Origin of the sequence: Solihabitans fulvus (genome assembly GCF_008386585.1) — a bacterium.
GTDB classification, from domain to species: domain Bacteria; phylum Actinomycetota; class Actinomycetes; order Mycobacteriales; family Pseudonocardiaceae; genus Solihabitans; species Solihabitans fulvus.
Genome location: NZ_VUOB01000022.1, coordinates 65671 through 82300 on the forward strand (window position 1 = coordinate 65671; position 16630 = coordinate 82300).

Annotated in this window: 19 protein-coding genes; 10 read left to right on the top strand and 9 right to left on the bottom strand. The window is 70.6% G+C overall.

Annotated features, from left to right (window positions below; translation table 11 throughout):
* The first annotated feature begins 7 nt into the window (after positions 1 to 7).
* The 4 genes from F0L68_RS13030 to F0L68_RS13045 are packed head-to-tail and all read left to right on the top strand — an operon-like array spanning position 8 to position 4099.
* A complete protein-coding gene (locus F0L68_RS13030) occupies positions 8 to 1015 on the top strand; it encodes an ABC transporter permease (protein ID WP_149849792.1) in 1008 nt (335 codons plus the stop codon).
* A gap of 13 nt (positions 1016 to 1028) precedes the next feature.
* Positions 1029 to 1964 carry an ABC transporter permease gene (locus F0L68_RS13035; protein ID WP_149849793.1) on the top strand — a complete coding sequence of 312 codons (936 nt, stop codon included), beginning with the start codon at positions 1029 to 1031 and terminating at the stop codon, positions 1962 to 1964.
* Positions 1965 to 1970: 6 nt separating this feature from the next.
* Positions 1971 to 2969, top strand: coding sequence for an ABC transporter ATP-binding protein (locus F0L68_RS13040; RefSeq protein ID WP_149849794.1), 999 nt, complete (start codon positions 1971 to 1973; stop codon positions 2967 to 2969).
* Positions 2966 to 4099 (top strand): ABC transporter ATP-binding protein, encoded by a 1134-nt coding sequence (locus F0L68_RS13045; protein ID WP_149849795.1) that lies wholly within the window; start codon positions 2966 to 2968, stop codon positions 4097 to 4099. Before F0L68_RS13040 ends, F0L68_RS13045 begins: the two co-directional genes overlap by 4 nt.
* 59 nt (positions 4100 to 4158) lie before the next feature.
* Here F0L68_RS13045 and F0L68_RS13050 read toward each other — a convergent pair whose 3' ends face one another.
* Positions 4159 to 4743 (bottom strand): TIGR03086 family metal-binding protein, encoded by a 585-nt coding sequence (locus F0L68_RS13050; RefSeq protein ID WP_149849796.1) that lies wholly within the window; start codon positions 4741 to 4743, stop codon positions 4159 to 4161.
* A gap of 77 nt (positions 4744 to 4820) precedes the next feature.
* On the opposite strand from F0L68_RS13050, the gene F0L68_RS13055 reads away from it, so the two are divergent.
* Together F0L68_RS13055 and F0L68_RS13060 are read left to right on the top strand one after the other, a co-directional pair.
* On the top strand, positions 4821 to 5441 hold the full coding sequence (locus F0L68_RS13055) for a TetR/AcrR family transcriptional regulator (protein ID WP_223198749.1): 621 nt from the start codon (positions 4821 to 4823) through the stop codon (positions 5439 to 5441).
* A gap of 130 nt (positions 5442 to 5571) precedes the next feature.
* Complete coding sequence (locus F0L68_RS13060; RefSeq protein ID WP_149849797.1) at positions 5572 to 6204, top strand: DedA family protein; 633 nt, start codon at positions 5572 to 5574, stop codon at positions 6202 to 6204.
* Between the two features lie 82 nt (positions 6205 to 6286).
* Here F0L68_RS13060 and leuA read toward each other — a convergent pair whose 3' ends face one another.
* Positions 6287 to 8080, bottom strand: a complete 1794-nt coding sequence (gene leuA, locus F0L68_RS13065) for a 2-isopropylmalate synthase (RefSeq protein ID WP_149849798.1) — start codon at positions 8078 to 8080, stop codon at positions 6287 to 6289.
* Positions 8081 to 8323: 243 nt separating this feature from the next.
* Here leuA and F0L68_RS13070 point away from each other — a divergent pair, with 243 nt between their 5' ends.
* Both F0L68_RS13070 and F0L68_RS13075 read left to right on the top strand, forming a co-directional pair.
* Positions 8324 to 8623, top strand: coding sequence for a hypothetical protein (locus F0L68_RS13070; protein WP_149849799.1), 300 nt, complete (start codon positions 8324 to 8326; stop codon positions 8621 to 8623).
* An 88-nt stretch (positions 8624 to 8711) separates the two neighbouring features.
* The gene (locus tag F0L68_RS13075; protein ID WP_149849800.1) at positions 8712 to 9041 is read left to right on the top strand and encodes a hypothetical protein; all 330 of its coding nucleotides are present in this window, start codon (positions 8712 to 8714) and stop codon (positions 9039 to 9041) included.
* Here the strand turns inward: F0L68_RS13075 and F0L68_RS13080 are convergent.
* From F0L68_RS13080 to F0L68_RS13105, 6 genes are all read right to left on the bottom strand, one after another.
* Entirely contained in the window at positions 9001 to 9357 is a 357-nt protein-coding gene (locus tag F0L68_RS13080) for a hypothetical protein (protein WP_149849801.1), read from the bottom strand. The two genes, F0L68_RS13075 and F0L68_RS13080, sit on opposite strands and share 41 nt — an antisense overlap.
* Before the next feature lie 54 nt (positions 9358 to 9411).
* Positions 9412 to 10638: a kynureninase gene (kynU, locus tag F0L68_RS13085; protein WP_149849802.1), complete on the bottom strand. Its 1227-nt coding sequence runs from the start codon at positions 10636 to 10638 to the stop codon at positions 9412 to 9414.
* A gap of 57 nt (positions 10639 to 10695) precedes the next feature.
* On the bottom strand, positions 10696 to 11100 hold the full coding sequence (locus F0L68_RS13090; protein WP_149849803.1) for a hypothetical protein: 405 nt from the start codon (positions 11098 to 11100) through the stop codon (positions 10696 to 10698).
* On the bottom strand, positions 11097 to 11375 hold the full coding sequence (locus F0L68_RS13095; RefSeq protein WP_149849804.1) for a hypothetical protein: 279 nt from the start codon (positions 11373 to 11375) through the stop codon (positions 11097 to 11099). The genes F0L68_RS13090 and F0L68_RS13095 overlap by 4 nt, the downstream gene beginning before the upstream one ends.
* Before the next feature lie 113 nt (positions 11376 to 11488).
* Positions 11489 to 12103: a nitroreductase family protein gene (locus tag F0L68_RS13100; protein ID WP_223198750.1), complete on the bottom strand. Its 615-nt coding sequence runs from the start codon at positions 12101 to 12103 to the stop codon at positions 11489 to 11491.
* 57 nt (positions 12104 to 12160) lie between these two features.
* Positions 12161 to 13414 (bottom strand): hypothetical protein, encoded by a 1254-nt coding sequence (locus tag F0L68_RS13105; RefSeq protein WP_223198751.1) that lies wholly within the window; start codon positions 13412 to 13414, stop codon positions 12161 to 12163.
* A gap of 154 nt (positions 13415 to 13568) precedes the next feature.
* Between F0L68_RS13105 and F0L68_RS13110 the strand changes: the two genes are divergently transcribed.
* Together F0L68_RS13110 and F0L68_RS13115 are read left to right on the top strand one after the other, a co-directional pair.
* Positions 13569 to 14834, top strand: a complete 1266-nt coding sequence (locus tag F0L68_RS13110) for an aspartate kinase (protein WP_149849805.1) — start codon at positions 13569 to 13571, stop codon at positions 14832 to 14834.
* On the top strand, positions 14831 to 15907 hold the full coding sequence (locus tag F0L68_RS13115) for an aspartate-semialdehyde dehydrogenase (protein WP_149849806.1): 1077 nt from the start codon (positions 14831 to 14833) through the stop codon (positions 15905 to 15907). The genes F0L68_RS13110 and F0L68_RS13115 overlap by 4 nt, the downstream gene beginning before the upstream one ends.
* 92 nt (positions 15908 to 15999) lie before the next feature.
* Here the strand turns inward: F0L68_RS13115 and F0L68_RS13120 are convergent, their stop codons facing one another.
* Positions 16000 to 16617 carry a hypothetical protein gene (locus tag F0L68_RS13120; protein ID WP_149849807.1) on the bottom strand — a complete coding sequence of 206 codons (618 nt, stop codon included), beginning with the start codon at positions 16615 to 16617 and terminating at the stop codon, positions 16000 to 16002.
* Positions 16618 to 16630: the final 13 nt, after the last annotated feature.

Here is a 16630-nt window from a genome sequence, read left to right on the forward strand (position 1 = left end):
TAACGACGTGCTCCGCTACACCGTTCGACGACTGCTCCAGATGGTCGTCGTGCTGTTGGTGCTGTCGCTGCTGGTGTTCGCGTGGTTGCGCGCTCTCCCGGGAGGCCCGGTCTCGGCCCTCCTGGGAGAGCGCGCGACGCCCGAGTCGCGGCACGACCTCATCGTTCAGCTCGGCCTCGACCAGCCGATCTTCGTTCAGTACCTGAAGTTCCTCGGCCGTGCGCTGACCGGGAACTTCGGCACCTCCAACGGAGTGCAGCCCGGCACCACGGCGATGGACCTGTTCCTGACCCGGTTCCCGGCGACCATCGAGCTCAGCGTCTTCGCGATCATCATCGCGGTGGTCTTCGGCATTCCGCTCGGCTACATGGCGGCGAAGCGCCGGGGCGGCTGGTTCGACAACGCCACCGTGATCGGCTCGCTGGTCGGCATCGCCGTGCCGGTCTTCTTCCTGGCCTTCCTGCTGAAGTACATCTTCGCGGTGAAGCTCGGGGTGCTTCCCTCGGACAGCCGGCAGAGCGTCACCGACGCCACGCGGGTCACCGGGTTCTTCGTGCTGGACGGCATCATCACCCAGGAGTGGGACGCCGCCTGGGACGCCTTCCGACACCTGATCCTGCCGGCGATCGCGCTTGGCACCATCCCGTTCGCGGTGGTCTTCCGGATCACCAGGGCCGCCGTGCTCGACGTGCTCGACGAGGACTACGTGCGCACCGCCGAGTCCAAGGGCCTGACCGCGCAGCTGATCCGGCGCAGACACGTGCTGCGCAACGCGATGCTGCCGGTGGTCACCACGATCGGCCTCCAGACCGGCGCGTTGCTTGCCGGCGCGGTGCTCACCGAGAACGTGTTCGCCTTCCCCGGCGTCGGGCAGGCGCTCGCGCTCGGCTTCGAGCGGCGCGACTATCCCGTCCTGCAACTGCTGATCATGATGGCGGCGATGGTGTACGTCGTGGTCAACCTGCTCGTCGACCTGTCCTACGCGCTGATCGACCCGCGCATCCGGACCCGCTGAGGAGGGGGCGAACATGGCACTCGGAGCCACCAAGAAGGACCGCATCGACGCCCTGGCCAAGTCCTCCGTGGACGACTCGGGCGTCAGCCTGGCGGCCAGCGCCTGGCGGAGACTGCGGCGAAACCCGGTCTTCCTCGTCGGGCTCGGCATCACGCTGCTGTTCGTGCTCGTCGCGGCGATCTCGCCGCTCATCGCGCCGCACGACCCGTCCGCGCGCGACCTCATCGACCAGGTCGTCAAGGCGCGCAACGAGATCCCGCCCGCCCAGCCGGGCCACCCGCTCGGCGGCGACCTCCAGGGCAGGGACTTCTTCTCCCGGCTGCTGGTCGGTTCGCAGCAGACGCTGATGGTCGGCGTGCTGGCGACCCTGTTCGGCCTGACCGGCGGCCTGGTGCTCGGCACGCTGGCCGGCGCGATCGGCGGCTGGGTCGATTCGCTGGTGATGCGGATCGTGGACGTCATGCTGTCCATCCCCAGCTTGCTGCTGGCGTTCTCCATCGGCGCGTTGTTCGCGCACCCCAACCAGTTCACCGTGATCATCGCGGTGGCGACCGTGCAGATCCCGATCTTCGCGCGGCTGCTGCGCGGGTCGATGCTCGCCCAGCGCGGCAGCGACCACGTGTTGGCGGCGCGCTCGCTCGGCGTGAAGCCGGGCCAGATCGTGTTCCGGCACATGGTGCCCAACTCGCTCGGCCCGGTGATCGTGCAGTCCACGCTGGTGCTGGCGACCTCGATCATCGACGCGGCCGCGTTGTCCTTCCTCGGGCTCGGCAACCCGAACGACGCGATTCCCGAGTGGGGTCAGATGCTCGGCACCTCGCAGGAGGTGCTGGACAGCCACCCGGCGCTGTCGTTCTGGCCTGCCGCCTGCATCATCATCGTCGCGCTCGGCTTCACGCTGATGGGCGAGTCGCTGCGGGACGCCCTCGACCCGAAGAACAGGCGGTGATCCGCGATGGCATTGCTCGAAGTTCGTGACCTCACCGTCGTTTTCCAGCGCAGGGGCGAACAACCGTTCACCGCCGTCGACGGGGTGAGCTTCGACGTCGAACCGGGCCAGACGGTCGGGTTGGTCGGCGAGTCCGGCTGCGGCAAGTCGGTGACCTCGCTGGCGATCATGGGCCTGCTGCCCAAGCGCGGCGCGACCGTGACGGGCTCGGTGAAGTTCGAGGACACCGACCTGCTCCGGTTGTCCGGCAACCAGATGCGCGACCGGCGCGGCCGCGACCTCGGCATGGTGTTCCAGGATCCGCTGTCCTCGCTGAACCCGGTGATCACCATCGGCGTGCAGGTGGCCGAGGTGCTGGAACGCCACCAGGGCATGTCCCGCAAGAAGGCGCTGACCGAGGCGGCCGGGCTGCTGGACAAGGTCGGCATCCCCGACCCGAACCGGCGCATCTCGGAGTACCCGCATCAGCTGTCGGGCGGCATGCGGCAGCGCGCGCTGATCGCGATGGCGCTGGCGTGCAAGCCGAGGCTGCTGATCGCCGACGAGCCGACCACCGCGCTCGACGTCACCATCCAGGCCCAGATCCTGAGCCTGCTCAAGGGACTCGTGCAGGACACCGGCACCGCGCTGATCATGATCACGCACGATCTCGGCGTGGTCGCCGGGCTGTGCGACGAGGTGAACGTGCTCTACGGCGGCAGGGTGGTCGAGCGCGCCGAGCGGCACGAGCTGTTCGCCGAGCCGAGACACCCCTACACGCACGGGCTGCTCGCCTCGATTCCCCGGCTGGACGCGCCGCGCGGGGAGCGGCTGATGCCGATCACCGGCTCGGTGTCGGACAACATCCCGTGGGACAGCGCCTGCGCGTTCGCGCCGCGCTGCCCGAACGCGTTGGACGTGTGCCGCGAGGTGACGCCGGAGCAGGAGTGGCGGGGCAGCAGGCTGCTGCGCTGCCACAACCCGGTGCAGCCCGCTGCCGCCGAGACCGAGGAGGCTTCGGTATGACGTCGGCGACCGAGCAGGCCGCCGATCCGTCCACTGTGGACGAATCGCTGGTCTCCGTGCACGACCTCAAGGTGCACTTCCCGATCAAACGGGGCGTGATCCTGGACCGCACCGTCGGCTACGTCTACGCGGTCGACGGCGTCGACCTGTCGATCAGGCGCGGCGAGACCTACGGCCTGGTCGGCGAGTCGGGCTGCGGCAAGACCACGTTCGGCAGGGCGCTGCTGCGGCTGGTCGAGCCGACCTCGGGCCGCGCGGTGTTCGACGGCACCGACCTGTCCACGCTCAGGGGCGAGTCGCTGCGGCTGATGCGGCGCAGGATGCAGATGGTCTTCCAGGACCCGATGTCCTCGCTCGACCCGCGCCAGTCGGTGGAGTCGATCCTGGTCGAGGGGATGCGGGCGCACGGCCTTGACGAGGGCACGGAGTCGACCGGCAAGCGGCTGCGCGAGCTGCTGTCGGCCGTCGGCCTCGCCTCGACCTCGCTGCGCAAGTACCCGCACGAGTTCTCCGGCGGCCAGCGCCAGCGCATCGGCATCGCCAGGGCGCTCGCGGTGAAGCCGGACCTCATCGTGGCCGACGAGCCGGTGTCCGCGCTGGACGTGTCGGTGCAGGCGCAGGTGGTGAACCTGTTGGAGGACCTGCAACAGGAGTTCGGCCTGACCTACCTGGTCATCGCGCACGACCTGGCGGTGGTGCGGCACATCTCCGACCGGATCGGCGTGATGTACCTGGGCGGCATGGTCGAGGAGGCCGACTCGGACGACCTCTACGCCGAGCCGCTGCACCCGTACACGCGGGCGCTGTTGTCGGCGATCCCGGTGCCGGACCCGGAGATCGAGGACCGCCGCGAGCGGATCCTGCTCGCCGGCGACCTGCCCTCGCCGGCGAACCCGCCGACCGGCTGCCGGTTCCACACCAGGTGCCCGTGGCGGCAGGCCGAGCGCTGCGACACGGAACGCCCGGTGCTGCGGGAGATCCTGCCGGGGCACAAGGCGGCCTGCCACTACGCGGAGGAGATCCGCGAAGGCCGGATCCTGCCGCACGAGGTGCGGGCCGAGGTGATCGCGACCGACCTGTCCTCGGACATCGAGATCAGCACGCCGGCGTCGGTCACCGAGATCGTCTAGTTCCCCGCCGTTCGTGCGTGGAAACCGGCCTGGTCGCCGGGTTTCCACGCACGAACGGGTCAGGGAGCCCAGGCCGGGTTGCGGCCGAGGCGGGCGAGCAGTCGATCCATTGGCGCCGCGTCCGCGACGGCCGGCAGGGCGCGCTCGAACGCGCGCTTCTCCTGGCCGGGCCTCAGTTCCGTCGGCACCCGGTCGGCGATCGGCCACGCCGCGACGGCCAGGTCCTCGTCGATGCCGTGCGGGATACCGACCGTCCGCGCGACGTCCCAGGCGTGCACGACGTAGTCGATGAAGTGGAACCCGATCGCGTACTTGGCCGGGAACGGCTGGCCGAACTCGGGCAGCTCGAACATCCGGTCGAGGTCGTCGACCTCGGCGAAGGCCGCGAGCACCTCGTCGGCGGCCCGGTCGTAGGCCGCGACCGGATCGTCGCCCAGTTCGGCGCCCCGCCACGCCGACAGGTCCGCGCCGTTGCCGCGCGCGGCCGCGGCGAAGCCCCGGTGCTGGTCGATCAGGTGCACGAGCAGCTCGCGCAGGTTCCAGGCCGCACACGGGGTCGGCAGCTCCAGCTGGTCGACGGTCACGGTGGCGACGACCGCCCGCGAGGCTTCCACGGCGCGACGGTCCAGCTCTCGGTAGTCCACGGCACTCCTCAAGTTGTACGAACGATCGTACTATTACTTTTGCGGAGCGTGGCCGTCAACAGGGATACGGTGGATCGGTGATCGAGGCGAGCACGGACGGGCGGATCCAGCGGGGCGACGCGACCCGGCGAGCGATCCTGCGCCGCGCCGTCGACATCGCCTCCGTCGAGGGCCTCGACGGCCTGTCCATCGGCCGGCTCGCCACCGACCTCCAGGTCAGCAAGAGCGGGGTGTTCGCGCACTTCGGCGCCAAGCAGGAGCTGCAACTCGCCACGATCAGGGCCGCGCGCGCGATCGTCGACGACCACGTGGTGCGGCCCGCGCTCGAGGTTGCGCCCGGCCTCGACCGACTCCGCACGCTGCTGGACCGCTGGCTGCGCTACTCGCAGGACCGGGTGTTCCCCGGCGGCTGCTTCTTCTTCGCCGCGCAGGCGGAGTTCGACGCGCGGCCCGGCCCGGTGCGCGACGCCATCACCGAGTCCGGCAGCCAGTGGACCCGCCTGGTCGAGTCGTGCGTGCGCGAAGCGGCCCAGCTTGGCGAACTCGCCGCCGACACCGATCCCGCGCAGCTCTGCTTCGAGCTGACGGCCTTCCTCGACGCGGCGAACCTGTTCTCGCTGCTGCACGACGACCCGCTCGCCTACGAGCGGGCCCGCGTCGCGATCCGAGCCCGACTCCGGTTTCCTACCCCGGGATGACGCCGTCGTCCGCCCGGTCGCCTTTCGTCGCGCCCGTCTGATACTTCGGGCTGGAATTCGCCCGATCGGGGGTATCGGCCCTCGTGTGCTGGCACGATGACAGCAGCACTCATCGACCCCGGGGACTTGCGTGGACATCAACGGTTGGCTAGAGACGATCCCGCCGCTGGCGGTCTACCTGCTGGTGGCTGGCGTCATCGGCATCGAGAGCCTCGGCATCCCGCTGCCCGGCGAGATCGTGCTCATCGGCGCGGCCCTGTTGGCGGCCAAGCACACCGGGGTCAGCCCGCTGTTGGTCGGCGCGTGCGCGAGCGCGGGCGCCATCGTCGGCGACTCCATCGGCTACGCCATCGGGCACCGCTTCGGCGAGCCGCTGTTCGACAAGCTCGGCAGGAAGTTCCCCAAGCACTTCGGCCCCAACCACGTCGACACCGCCAAGCGGGCGTTCGACAGGTGGGGCATGTGGGCGGTGTTCGTCGGCCGCTTCATCGCGCTGCTGCGGATCTTCGCCGGGCCGCTGGCCGGCGCGCTGAAGATGCCGTACTGGAAGTTCCTCATCGCCAACGCGCTCGGCGGCATCGCCTGGGCGGGCGGCACTACCGCGGTCGTCTACTACCTCGGCATGGTCGCGGAGAAGTGGCTCGGCAAGTTCTCCTGGATCGGCCTGGTCGCGGCCGTCGTCGTCGGCATCACCTCGGCGCTGATCATGAAGCGCCGCGCCGGAAAGCACCAGCCGGCCGAGACCGCCGACGTCAGCGGCTGAGCACGCCGCCGCCATCAGCGGCTGAGCACCTGCGGAGGCCCGTGGTTCACCGCGAACCACGGGCCTCCGCACGTCTTCGTGCCTAGCGGGAGCCTCGGTTGGTCGCGGAGACCACGGCCCGCAGCGACGCGGTGACGGTCGAGCTGTCGATGCCGACACCCCACAGCACCCGGTCGCCGACGGTGCACTCCAGGTACGCGGCGGCCCGCGCGTCGTCGCCGGCCGACAGCGCGTGCTCGGTGTAGTCCAGCACCCGCACGTCGTAGCCGACGCTCGCCAGCGCGTCCACGAACGCGGCGATCGGTCCGTTGCCGGAGCCGGTGATCTCGTGCTCCTCGCCGTCGACGCGCACGGTCGCGGTGATCTCCTCGTGCCCGCTGCCGTCGCCGGACACCTTGTGCCGCACCAGCTTCAGCGGGCTGACCGGCTCGAGGTACTCGGTCGAGAAGGCGTCCCAGAGGTCCTTCGGCCCGATCTCGCCGCCGTGCGCGTCTGCCAGGTCCTGGATCGCCCTGGAGAACTCCACCTGGAGCCGCCTGGGCAGGTTCAGGTGGTGCTCGGTCTTCATCAGGTACGCGACGCCGCCCTTGCCCGACTGCGAGTTCACCCGGATCACGGCCTCGTAGTTGCGGCCGACGTCCTTCGGGTCGATGGGCAGGTACGGGACCTCCCACGGGTAGTCGTCCACGTGCTGGCCCGCGGCCTTCGCCGCGTCCTCCAGCGCCTCGAAGCCCTTCTTGATGGCGTCCTGGTGGCTGCCGGAGAACGCGGTGAACACCAGGTCGCCGCCGTAGGGGTGCCGCTCGGGCACGGGCAGCTGGTTGCAGTACTCGACCGTGCGGCGGATCTCGTCGATGTCGGAGAAGTCGATCTGCGGGTCGATGCCCTGGCTGACCATGTTCATGCCCAGCGTGACGAGGCAGACGTTGCCGGTGCGCTCGCCGTTGCCGAACAGGCAGCCCTCGATCCGGTCCGCGCCAGCCTGGTAGCCGAGCTCGGCCGCGGCGACGCCGGTGCCCCGGTCGTTGTGCGGGTGCAGGCTCAGGATCACCGAGTCGCGCCGCGCCAGGTTCCGGCTCATCCACTCGATGGAGTCGGCGTAGATGTTGGGGGTGGCCATCTCCACGGTCGCCGGCAGGTTGATGATCGCCGGCCGTTCCGGCGTCGGCTGCCAGATCTCGGTGACCGCGTTGCACACCTCGACGGCGTAGGACAGCTCGGTGCCGGTGTAGGACTCGGGGGAGTACTCGAAGCGGAAGTCGGTCTCGGGGTGCCGCGCGGCCAGCTCGACGGTCAGCCGCGCCGCGTCGGTGGCGATCTTCTTGATGCCGTCCCGATCCTGCTTGAACACGACCCTGCGCTGGAGGATGGACGTCGAGTTGTAGATGTGCACGATCGCCCGCGCCGCGCCGCGCAGCGACTCGAAGGTCCGCTCGATCAGCTCCGCACGGCACTGGCTGAGCACCTGGATCGTGACGTCCTCGGGGATCGCGCCGTCCTCGATGATCTCCCTGACGAAGTCGAAGTCGGTCTGGCTCGCCGCGGGGAAACCGACCTCGATCTCCTTGTAACCCATGCGCACCAACAGGTCGAACATCTTGCGCTTGCGGGCCGGCGACATCGGGTCGATCAGCGCCTGGTTGCCGTCGCGCAGGTCGACCGCGCACCACAGCGGGGCCTTGGTGATGCGCTGCTCCGGCCAGGTGCGGTCGGGCAGCGACACCGGCTCGACCACCTCGCCGTAGGGTCGGTACCGGTGTACCGGCATCGAACTGCCGCGCTGGGTGTTCCAGGCAGGCTGGTCGGCGGGGGCCGGGCGGGCAGGCGGGCGGATGCGGCTGGTGCCGGAGGTGTAGGCGTCCTTGCTGGTGGTCATGCTCTGGTCAGCTCCTGGTGCGGCCGGAACGAGACGACCGGCGGCATCGCTGAACCCCGCGACGGGGAGCCGGTCTGGTCAGACCCCGTCACGGCGGCGAAGCAGGAGGACACGCGCCACGTCGCCCAGGGTAACCAGACGCCGGCCGAACAGGCCACTCCGCAGTCTCAGATGGTGGACGGGTGTTCCCAGTTGGGCCACTCGGCGGGTTTGGTCCGCTCGGGGCGCGGGCACTGCCTGAGCATGACAACTCGCAGATGGCACGGCACAAGCGGCCTTGGCACCGCCGCGCGGATTGTCAGCGCGGTCGGTGCCATCTTCGCCGTCATCGAAGTGGTGTACATCCTGCTCATCGTGTTGGGCGCCGACCAGGCCAACGGCTTCTTCAAGTTCGTCCAGACGCTGGCGGAGCCGCTGGCGCTGTTCTTCCCCGGCCTGTTCAACCCGTCGAGCTACGACCTCGGCGTCATCCTCAACTACGGCCTGGCCGCGGTGTTCTGGCTGGTCGTGACGGGCGCCATCGCGCGCATTCTGGCGCGGTGACCTGGCCGGCGACGAGCGGTGAGCCGGCAGGCTACGAACTTGTTACTGGCGCGTAGCCAAACCGGGCGACGCGTGCCAGACTCCGACCATGGCTGAGCACGAGGCACGCACAGCGGGCGGCGGCGCGGCGGTTCGCGGGCGGATCGTCGGCGTCGTCGCCGGGGTGTTGAGCTGGGTCGGCCTGGTCTTCGCGGTGATCCTGGTGGCCCACGTGGTGTTGACCATGGGCGGCGCGAACCCCGACAACGGCATCACCCGGTTCGTGTCGAGCTGGGCGGACACCCTGGCGCTCGGCTTCCGCGACCTGTTCACGCCATCGGACGCGAAGCTGCGGGTGCTCGTCGACTACGGCGTGGCCGCGCTGTTCTGGCTGGCCGTCAGGTCGATCGTGGTGCGGTTGGTCCGCCGGCTCGGGTGAGCACGACCCGCGCGACCGCCCGCGAGGTGAGCGCGCCAGCGGCGACCACCGTGGGGATGGCGACCAGCAGCGCGTAGCCGAGCGTCGCCGCCCTGGCCCGGCCGCAGGCCTCCGGATAGGACTCGGCCACAGTGTCGAACCAGCTCAGCACCGGGGAACACGTCACGGCCAGCTGGTCGCCGGGACGCCCGATACTGCTGCCGGGGCTGAGGCTGAGCAGTAACACGATGCCGGCAAGGCCGACCGCCGTGACCACCACCCCGATCAGCCCGACGAGATCGTCGGTGACGCGACTTTGCCGGGTTTTCTCGGCCATGCAGGCCAGTGTGGCCCTGATGCGGATCGGGCGATACGGATTTTCGGGTGGTGGTCAGGTCACCGCGCCGCGCGCCGCGAACCTGGGGTCCCGGTGCTCGCCGGCCGCGAGGGCGTCGCGGACGTGTCTCGCCGCGTCCCACACGTCCACGAACCGCAGATATGCCGGCGCGAAGCCGAACCTGGCGATGTCGGGCTCCCGGAAGTCGCCGATCACGCCCCGCTCGATCAGCGCCTGCACCAGCGGGTAGGCGTCCGCGTGCCGGTAGGAGACCTGACTGCCCCGCGATCGTGGGTCGCGCGGCGAGGCGAGGACGAGGTCGGGACACCACTGGTCGAGCAGCTCGATGAACAGCGAGGTCAACCGCTGCCCCTTGGCGCGCAGCGACTTCGCGCTGACGCCGTCCATAGTGGACAGTGCCTCGTCGAGGCCGATCAGCGAGAGCATCGGCGGGGTGCCGACCGCGAGCTGGCCGATCCCTGGCGCGGGCGCGTAGTCCAGCCCCATCGCGAACGGCTCGGCGTGGCCGTGCCAGCCGGGCAGCGGCGTGGCCAGCCCGTCCTGGTGGCGCCTTGCCACGAAGCAGAACGCGGGCGCGCCGGGGCCGCCGTTGAGGTACTTGTAGCCGCAGCCGACGGCGAGGTCCGCGCCCCAGCCGTGCAGGTCGACGTCCAGCGCGCCGGCCGAGTGGCACAGGTCCCACATGGCGAGCGCGCCGACGCGGTGCGCCTGCGCGGTGACCTCCCGTGCCGGCCACAGCGCGCCGGTGCGGAAGTCCACGTGGGTCAGGCTCAGCACCGCGACCGTCTCGTCCAGCGCGTCTGGCAGGTCGTCGGGGCCGTCCACCAGGCGCAGCTCGCCGCCGAGCAGCTCGGCCACGCTGCCGGCGATGTAGACGTCGGTGGGGAACGAGCCGCGTTCGAGCACCAGGGTGCGGCGGCCGGGCCGCAGCCGGCAGGCCGCGACCAGCAGCTTGAACAGGTTGACGCTGGTCGAGTCGGCCACCGCGACCTCGTCGGCGTCCGCGCCGATCAGCGGCGCGAGCCTGCCGGCCACCCGCGCGGGCGTGGTGAACCAGTCGGCCTCGTTCCAGGAGCGGATGAGCCGCTCGCCCCACTCGTGCTCGATGACCCTGGCCAGCCGGGCAGGCGTGCTGGCCGGCAGCGCGCCGAGGCTGTTGCCGTCGAGGTAGATCACGTCGGCCGGGAGGGCGAACCGCTCGCGCAGCCCGGCCAGCTCGTCGACGGCGTCCAGCTCGGCGGCCCGCTCCCTGCTCGTCATACCGGCATCCTCGCACTGTGGTTGCTCAGACAACCAAAGCGAACTCGGGTCGCCGGGTTATCCGCTCACCTTGATCACGGCTATGTCGTGTCCGGCGTATCGCGCGGGATCGGGGGTGACGACGGGACGTCCGACGATCCATTCGGCCGACGGTCGGGCGGCGTGGATCGCATGGGCGGTGCCGAAGTCGATGCCGCTCTCGCGGACAAGCGTGCCGACGGCCAGGGCGCCGTCGAGTCCAAGACTCTCGGTGTGGATCTGGTCGATCGGTCCGGCGACGTGCTGCCCGCCGCGTGCGCGGCCGGCCTCGGCGGCGGCGATGCACAGTGCTGGCGCGTAGATCAGTCGTGGGCTCACGGTGGCCGGCTGGGACATGATCAGCCGCGACAGCCACACGTTGCCCGCGCCGAGGGCGGCGAGGGCAGGGGCATCCAGAATGACCGCGGGGATGTCGTGATTCACGCAGTCGCCTGCCTCGGGCCGTACTGGAGGTCGTGGATCTGCGCCCACAGCCTGTCGCCTTCGGCCTCGTCGGTGGCGTCGCCCCGGAAGTCGGGGTTGAGGTTCTCCTGGATGTAGGCCAGCGCCTTGGCGCGACGCTCGCTCACTTCGGTGCGGGTGAGCTGGAGGAACGCCCACTCGCGCACGATGGCCTTGACGTTGGTGCCCTGTTCCTCGGCCAGCAGGGCCAAGCGGTCACGTGTCTCGGTGTCGATGCGGATCGTGGTGTCAGCCATGGCGGCAGCATACAAGCTGCATACCGGCGGCGGCGAGGTGAATCACGTCGATTGCCGCGCTGCTGCGGCACTTCGAGCGGTCGTGGCAGGCGCCAGCCCAGGAGCGCTGAGGGTCACTCGAACGCCGGCGTGCCCCACTCGCCGGTGAAGACCAGCTCGCCCAACGGTCGCCGCAGCCTGCCGGCCACCTCGCGCCCGCGCAGGTCCTCCGGCAGGTCCTCGACGTCGCCGACCGTCCCGATCGCGACCACCACCACCGGCCGCACATCGGGCGGCAGGTCGAACGCCGCGTGCACCGCCTCCCGGTCGAAGCCGCCCATCTGGTGCGTGACCAGCCCGAGCGACACCGCCTGGAGCACCAGGTTCTGCACGGCCAGCCCGAGCCCGTACTCCGCGTTGGGGATCGGCCCCCGCTTGTCCACCGTGCGCACCATGCCGAGCAGCAGCGCGCCCGCGCTGCCGGCCCAGCTCTGGTTGCCCGGCCGCAGCGTGGAGAAGATCCGCTGGAACGTGTCGTCGCCGCGCCTGCCGACCAGGTACCGCCCCGGCTGCGTGTTGCCGTGCGACGCCGCCCAGCGCGCCGCCTCGAACAGCGCGCGCAGGTGTTCGAGCGGCACCTCGGCGCCGGGGTCGAGCGCCCTCGGGCTCCAGCGGTCGGCGATCAGCGGGTGCACCGGCACGCTGGTCTCCGCCCGTTTCCCCGCCAGCCAGTCAGGTTCCTCTGGCACTGCTTCCTCTGGCCCTGCTTTGTCTGGCCCTGCTTCGTCGGGCACTGCGCTCCCAGCTCAGATCGCGTACGGCCATGCGGTGATGGAGTATGCGCCGAACCACGCGCTGAGCACCGAGAGGGCCAGCAGCGCGACCACGACCGTCGAGGTCCGCCGTTTGGCCAGGCCCAACGCGGCCGGCACGAGCAGCGTGAACGCGGGCAACAGCAGCCGCGCCTTGGAGTTCATCAGCCCGTTGGAGCCGAGGTCCATGGCCAGCACCCCGATCGCGTACACCAGCAGCGGCCACTCCACCCGCCGCCGGAAACCGATCACCAGCAGCACCAGCGCGCCGAGGATCAGCCACACCGTGCCGAGTTCCAGCACCGAGCGCACCGAGCCGAGGATCTCCAGACCGAACTTCCAGGTGGCCGCGCCGCCGTCGAACCGCGAGTCCCAGCCGCGCTGCTGGACCGCGAACCAGCCGTCCAGCGAGCCGGTGCGCTGCGCGACCCAACCCAGGTAGCCAAGCAGCCCGAGCGGGGCGAGCAGGCCGCCGACCCACGGCCGCCAGCCGTCCCGTCCGCGCACCACCGCGACCAGCGCGGCCAGCCCGACGGCCAGCACCAGCGCCGCCGCCGTCGGCCGCACCAGGCCGGCCGCCGCGCAGCACATCCCGGCGAGCACCCATCGCCGCTCCACGACGCCGACCAGCGCCCAGGCGGCGAACGCGCAGAAGGTCGCCTCGGAGTAGGTCATGGACAGCACGATCGCCATCGGCGACGCGGCGAACAGCGCGACGAGCACCAGCCCGACCCTGGGCGACCCGCCGTTGATCCTGCTGCCGAGCCGGTGCAGCCCGTAGGCGCAGAACACCCCGCTGACCAGGCTCACCGCGAACGCCGCGCCGACCAGTTGCACGCCGGGCAGTGCGGCCACCCAGCGGACCAGGGTCGGGTAGCCGGGGAAGAACGCCAGCGGCGTCTCGGCGGTGCGCCGCCCGAACGCGTCGGCCAGGCTCTGCGGCACGTTGGCGTAGCCGCCCTGCGCGATGCCGAGGAACCACTGCCCATCCCACGAGGTCAGCGCCGGGGTGACGGCCTTGCCGTTCTGCGCGGCCATCCAGTTGAGCACCAGCAGGCCGAACTCGCGGGCGGCCAGGTACAGCACGGCAGGCGCGAGCGCCAGCGTCGCCCGGTGCCGCGTCCACTGGGTCCACTGCTGGGTCCAGCGCGCCGTCCCTAGCCGTTGCGGGGCCTGTGCGCCGCGCGGGGCGGCCTCGTCCCGATCGCCAGCCGCCCCGAGATCCCGCGCCACTTCGGTTGCCGACACCCTCTGTCCTCCACAACCGCCGGCCGTTGATTGCTCACGAGAGTAGTGCCCGTCACGGCGGGACGTGACCAATACTCACCCCGGGTAGGCTGCCCTGGACGTGGGACAACGCGGTCCTAGGACATGCGGTACCTGTCGTGAGGAGGTCTGATCAGTGGCGCTCGTCGTCCAGAAGTACGGCGGTTCATCGGTCGAGAGTGCCGAGCGGATCAAACGGGTGGCCGAGCGTGTCGTGGCGACCCGCAAGGCCGGCAACGACGTCGTTGTCGCGGTCTCCGCGATGGGGGACAGCACCGACGAGCTGCTCGACCTGGCCAGGCAGGTGGCTCCCGTGCCGCCGGCCCGCGAACTGGACATGCTGCTCACCTCGGGTGAGCGGATCTCCATGTCGCTGTTGGCGATGGCGATCCACTCGCTCGGCGCGCAGGCCCGTTCCTACACCGGCTCGCAGGCCGGCGTGATCACCACCTCGGTGCACGGCAAGGCGCGGATCATCGACGTCACCCCGAGCCGCATCCAGGACGCGCTCGACGACGGGGCGATCGCGATCGTCGCCGGCTTCCAGGGCGTGAGCCAGGACAGCAAGGAGATCACCACCCTCGGCCGGGGCGGCACCGACACGACCGCGGTGGCGCTGGCCGCCGCGCTCAAGGCCGACGTCTGCGAGATCTACACCGACGTCGACGGCGTGTACACCGCAGACCCGAGGATCGTGCCGAACGCGAAGCGGCTGGAGAGCATCACCTACGAGGAGATGCTCGAGATGGCGGCCTGCGGCGCGAAGGTGCTGATGCTCCGCTGCGTCGAGTACGCCCGCCGCTACGGCGTCCCCGTGCACGTCCGTTCGTCGTTTACAAACCGACCTGGGACCATCGTGTCCGGGTCAGTGGAGGACCTTCCCGTGGAACAGGCGATGATCACCGGCGTCGCGCACGACCGGTCCGAGGCCAAGGTCACCGTGACCGAGGTGCCCGACCACCCGGGCATCGCGGCCAAGATCTTCCGCGTCGTGGCCGACGCCGAGCTGGACATCGACATGGTGGTGCAGAACATCTCGCAGCTCGCGAGCGGTCGCACCGACATCACCTTCACCCTGCCCAAGGACGACGGCCCGAAGGCGGTCGCCGCGCTGGAGCGGGCCAAGCCGGAGATCGGCTTCGCGAAGGTGCTCTACGACGACCACATCGGCAAGGTCTCGCTGGTCGGCGCCGGCATGCGCTCGCACCCCGGCGTCACGGCGACCTTCTGCGCCGCGCTGGCGTCGGTCGGCGTCAACATCGACATCATCTCCACCTCGGAGATCCGCATCTCGGTGATCTGCCGCGACACCCAGCTCGACGACGCCGTGCGCGCGCTGCACGACGCGTTCGAGCTGGGCGGCGACGAAGAGGCCGTGGTGTACGCGGGGAGCGGTCGATGAGCGCCCCCGGCAACGGCCCCGTGCTCGCGCTGGTCGGCGCGACCGGCGCGGTCGGCGGCGTGATGATCGACATCATCAACGGCCGGGAGTCCGTGCCGTGGGGCGAGATCAGGCTGATCGCCTCGCCGAGGTCCGCGGGCAAGAAGCTCACCGTGCGCGGCGCGGAGCTGACCGTGCTGGCGCTCGCGCCCGAGGTCTTCGACGGCGTGGACGTCGCCATGTTCGACGTGCCGGACGCCGTCTCCGCCGAGTGGGCGCCGATCGCGGCGGCCAGGGGCGCGATCGCGGTGGACAACTCCGGCGCGTTCCGGATGGACCCCGAGGTCCCGCTGGTGGTGCCCGAGGTGAACGCCGACGCGATCGCCGTGCGGCCAAAGGGGATCATCGCCAACCCGAACTGCACCACGCTGTCGATGATGGCCGCGCTCGGCGCGCTGCACCGCGAGTTCGGGCTGCGCGAGCTGGTCGTCGCGTCCTACCAGGCCGCCTCCGGCGCGGGCCAGGAGGGCATCGACCGGCTGCACGCGGAGATCGAAGCGGTGGCTGGCAAGCAGCTCGGTGCGCGCGCTGGCGACGTCAGGGAGGCGCTGGAGGCGGCAGGCCTGTCCGTCGAGGACACCCCGTTCACCGCGCCGCTGGCCATGAACGTGGTGCCGTGGGCCGGTTCGCTGCGCGACGGCGGCTGGTCGAGCGAGGAGCTGAAGGTCCGCAACGAGTCGAGGAAGATCCTCGGCATCCCGGACCTGAAGGTGTCGGCGACCTGCGTGCGGGTGCCGGTGGTCACCACGCACTCGCTGGCCGTGCACGCCGTGTTCGGCAGCGAGGTGACCGTCGAGCGGGCGCACGAGATCTTCGCGGCGCAGCCGTCGATCGTGCTGGTCGACGACCCTGCGAAGGGCAGCTTCCCGACCCCGAGCGACGTCGTCGGCGGCGACCCGACCTACGTCGGCAGGGTCCGCCAGGCGCTGGACTTCCCCACCGCGCTGGACTTCTTCGTGTGCGGGGACAACCTGCGCAAGGGCGCGGCGCTGAACACCTACGAGATCGCGGAGGAACTGGCCGTGCGCGGCTGATCGTCTCCCGGTTCTAGTCTCCCGGTTCGTGCTCGCGGCCCGACGGGCGCCCCCGACATGTTCGGGCGGCGCCCGTCGGCCGTTGCGGCGCGTCAGGAGCTGGGTGGCCTGGACTCCAGCCGGTCGATGTTGAGGCCGACCCGCAGGTTCTCGTCGGTGACGTAGGACTGCCGGCCGACGGTGCTGCCGTCGGGCAGGAACGGCAGCGTCACGCGCACCGGGTCCAGCTGGGTCGGCCCGGTCGCGCTGACGGTGAGCGTGGTGCCCGACAGGCTCGCACTGGCCTGATATTCCTTGCCGCCACTGGTGAAGCGGTTGGTGTAGGCGCCCCTGCTGTCGCGCACCGGATGCTGGTCCTTGGCGAGCCTTGGCATGGTGACGATCACCGTCGTGGCGCCCGCCCGCCGCTCGCCGAGGTCGACGTCCCGCATGATCACGTACAGCTGGGTGCCGTCCGCCGTGGTCGCCTGCACGTCGACCTTCTTGAGGTGCTTGCCGATCGCCTGGGTGATGTGCGGGAAACCGGTCACCCGCACCGTGTTGATCCTGGTGCCTGGCAGGAGTTCCGCCGCCTGCGACTGGGACCGGTCGTGCAGGTTCCGCGAGCAGACCACCTCGGTGGTGACGGCCCCGACCGCCAGCGCGGCGACGAGTCCGACCCCGATCAGCGTGCCCTGCATCCCCATGTCCGGCCCCTTCGACGGCCTCACTGCGGCGATCATC

Bases quoted from the DNA above. Each gene is read 5' to 3' on its own strand.
- F0L68_RS13035 (WP_149849793.1), top strand. From the start codon at position 1,029: ATGGCACTCGGAGCCACCAAGAAGGACCGCATCGACGCCCTGGCCAAG.
- F0L68_RS13040 (WP_149849794.1), top strand. From the start codon at position 1,971: ATGGCATTGCTCGAAGTTCGTGACCTCACCGTCGTTTTCCAGCGCAGG.
- F0L68_RS13045 (WP_149849795.1), top strand. From the start codon at position 2,966: ATGACGTCGGCGACCGAGCAGGCCGCCGATCCGTCCACTGTGGACGAA.
- leuA (WP_149849798.1), bottom strand. From the start codon at position 8,080: ATGACCACCAGCAAGGACGCCTACACCTCCGGCACCAGCCGCATCCGC.
- F0L68_RS13070 (WP_149849799.1), top strand. From the start codon at position 8,324: ATGACAACTCGCAGATGGCACGGCACAAGCGGCCTTGGCACCGCCGCG.
- F0L68_RS13075 (WP_149849800.1), top strand. From the start codon at position 8,712: ATGGCTGAGCACGAGGCACGCACAGCGGGCGGCGGCGCGGCGGTTCGC.
- F0L68_RS13080 (WP_149849801.1), bottom strand. From the start codon at position 9,357: ATGGCCGAGAAAACCCGGCAAAGTCGCGTCACCGACGATCTCGTCGGG.
- kynU (WP_149849802.1), bottom strand. From the start codon at position 10,638: ATGACGAGCAGGGAGCGGGCCGCCGAGCTGGACGCCGTCGACGAGCTG.
- F0L68_RS13095 (WP_149849804.1), bottom strand. From the start codon at position 11,375: ATGGCTGACACCACGATCCGCATCGACACCGAGACACGTGACCGCTTG.
- F0L68_RS13115 (WP_149849806.1), top strand. From the start codon at position 14,831: ATGAGCGCCCCCGGCAACGGCCCCGTGCTCGCGCTGGTCGGCGCGACC.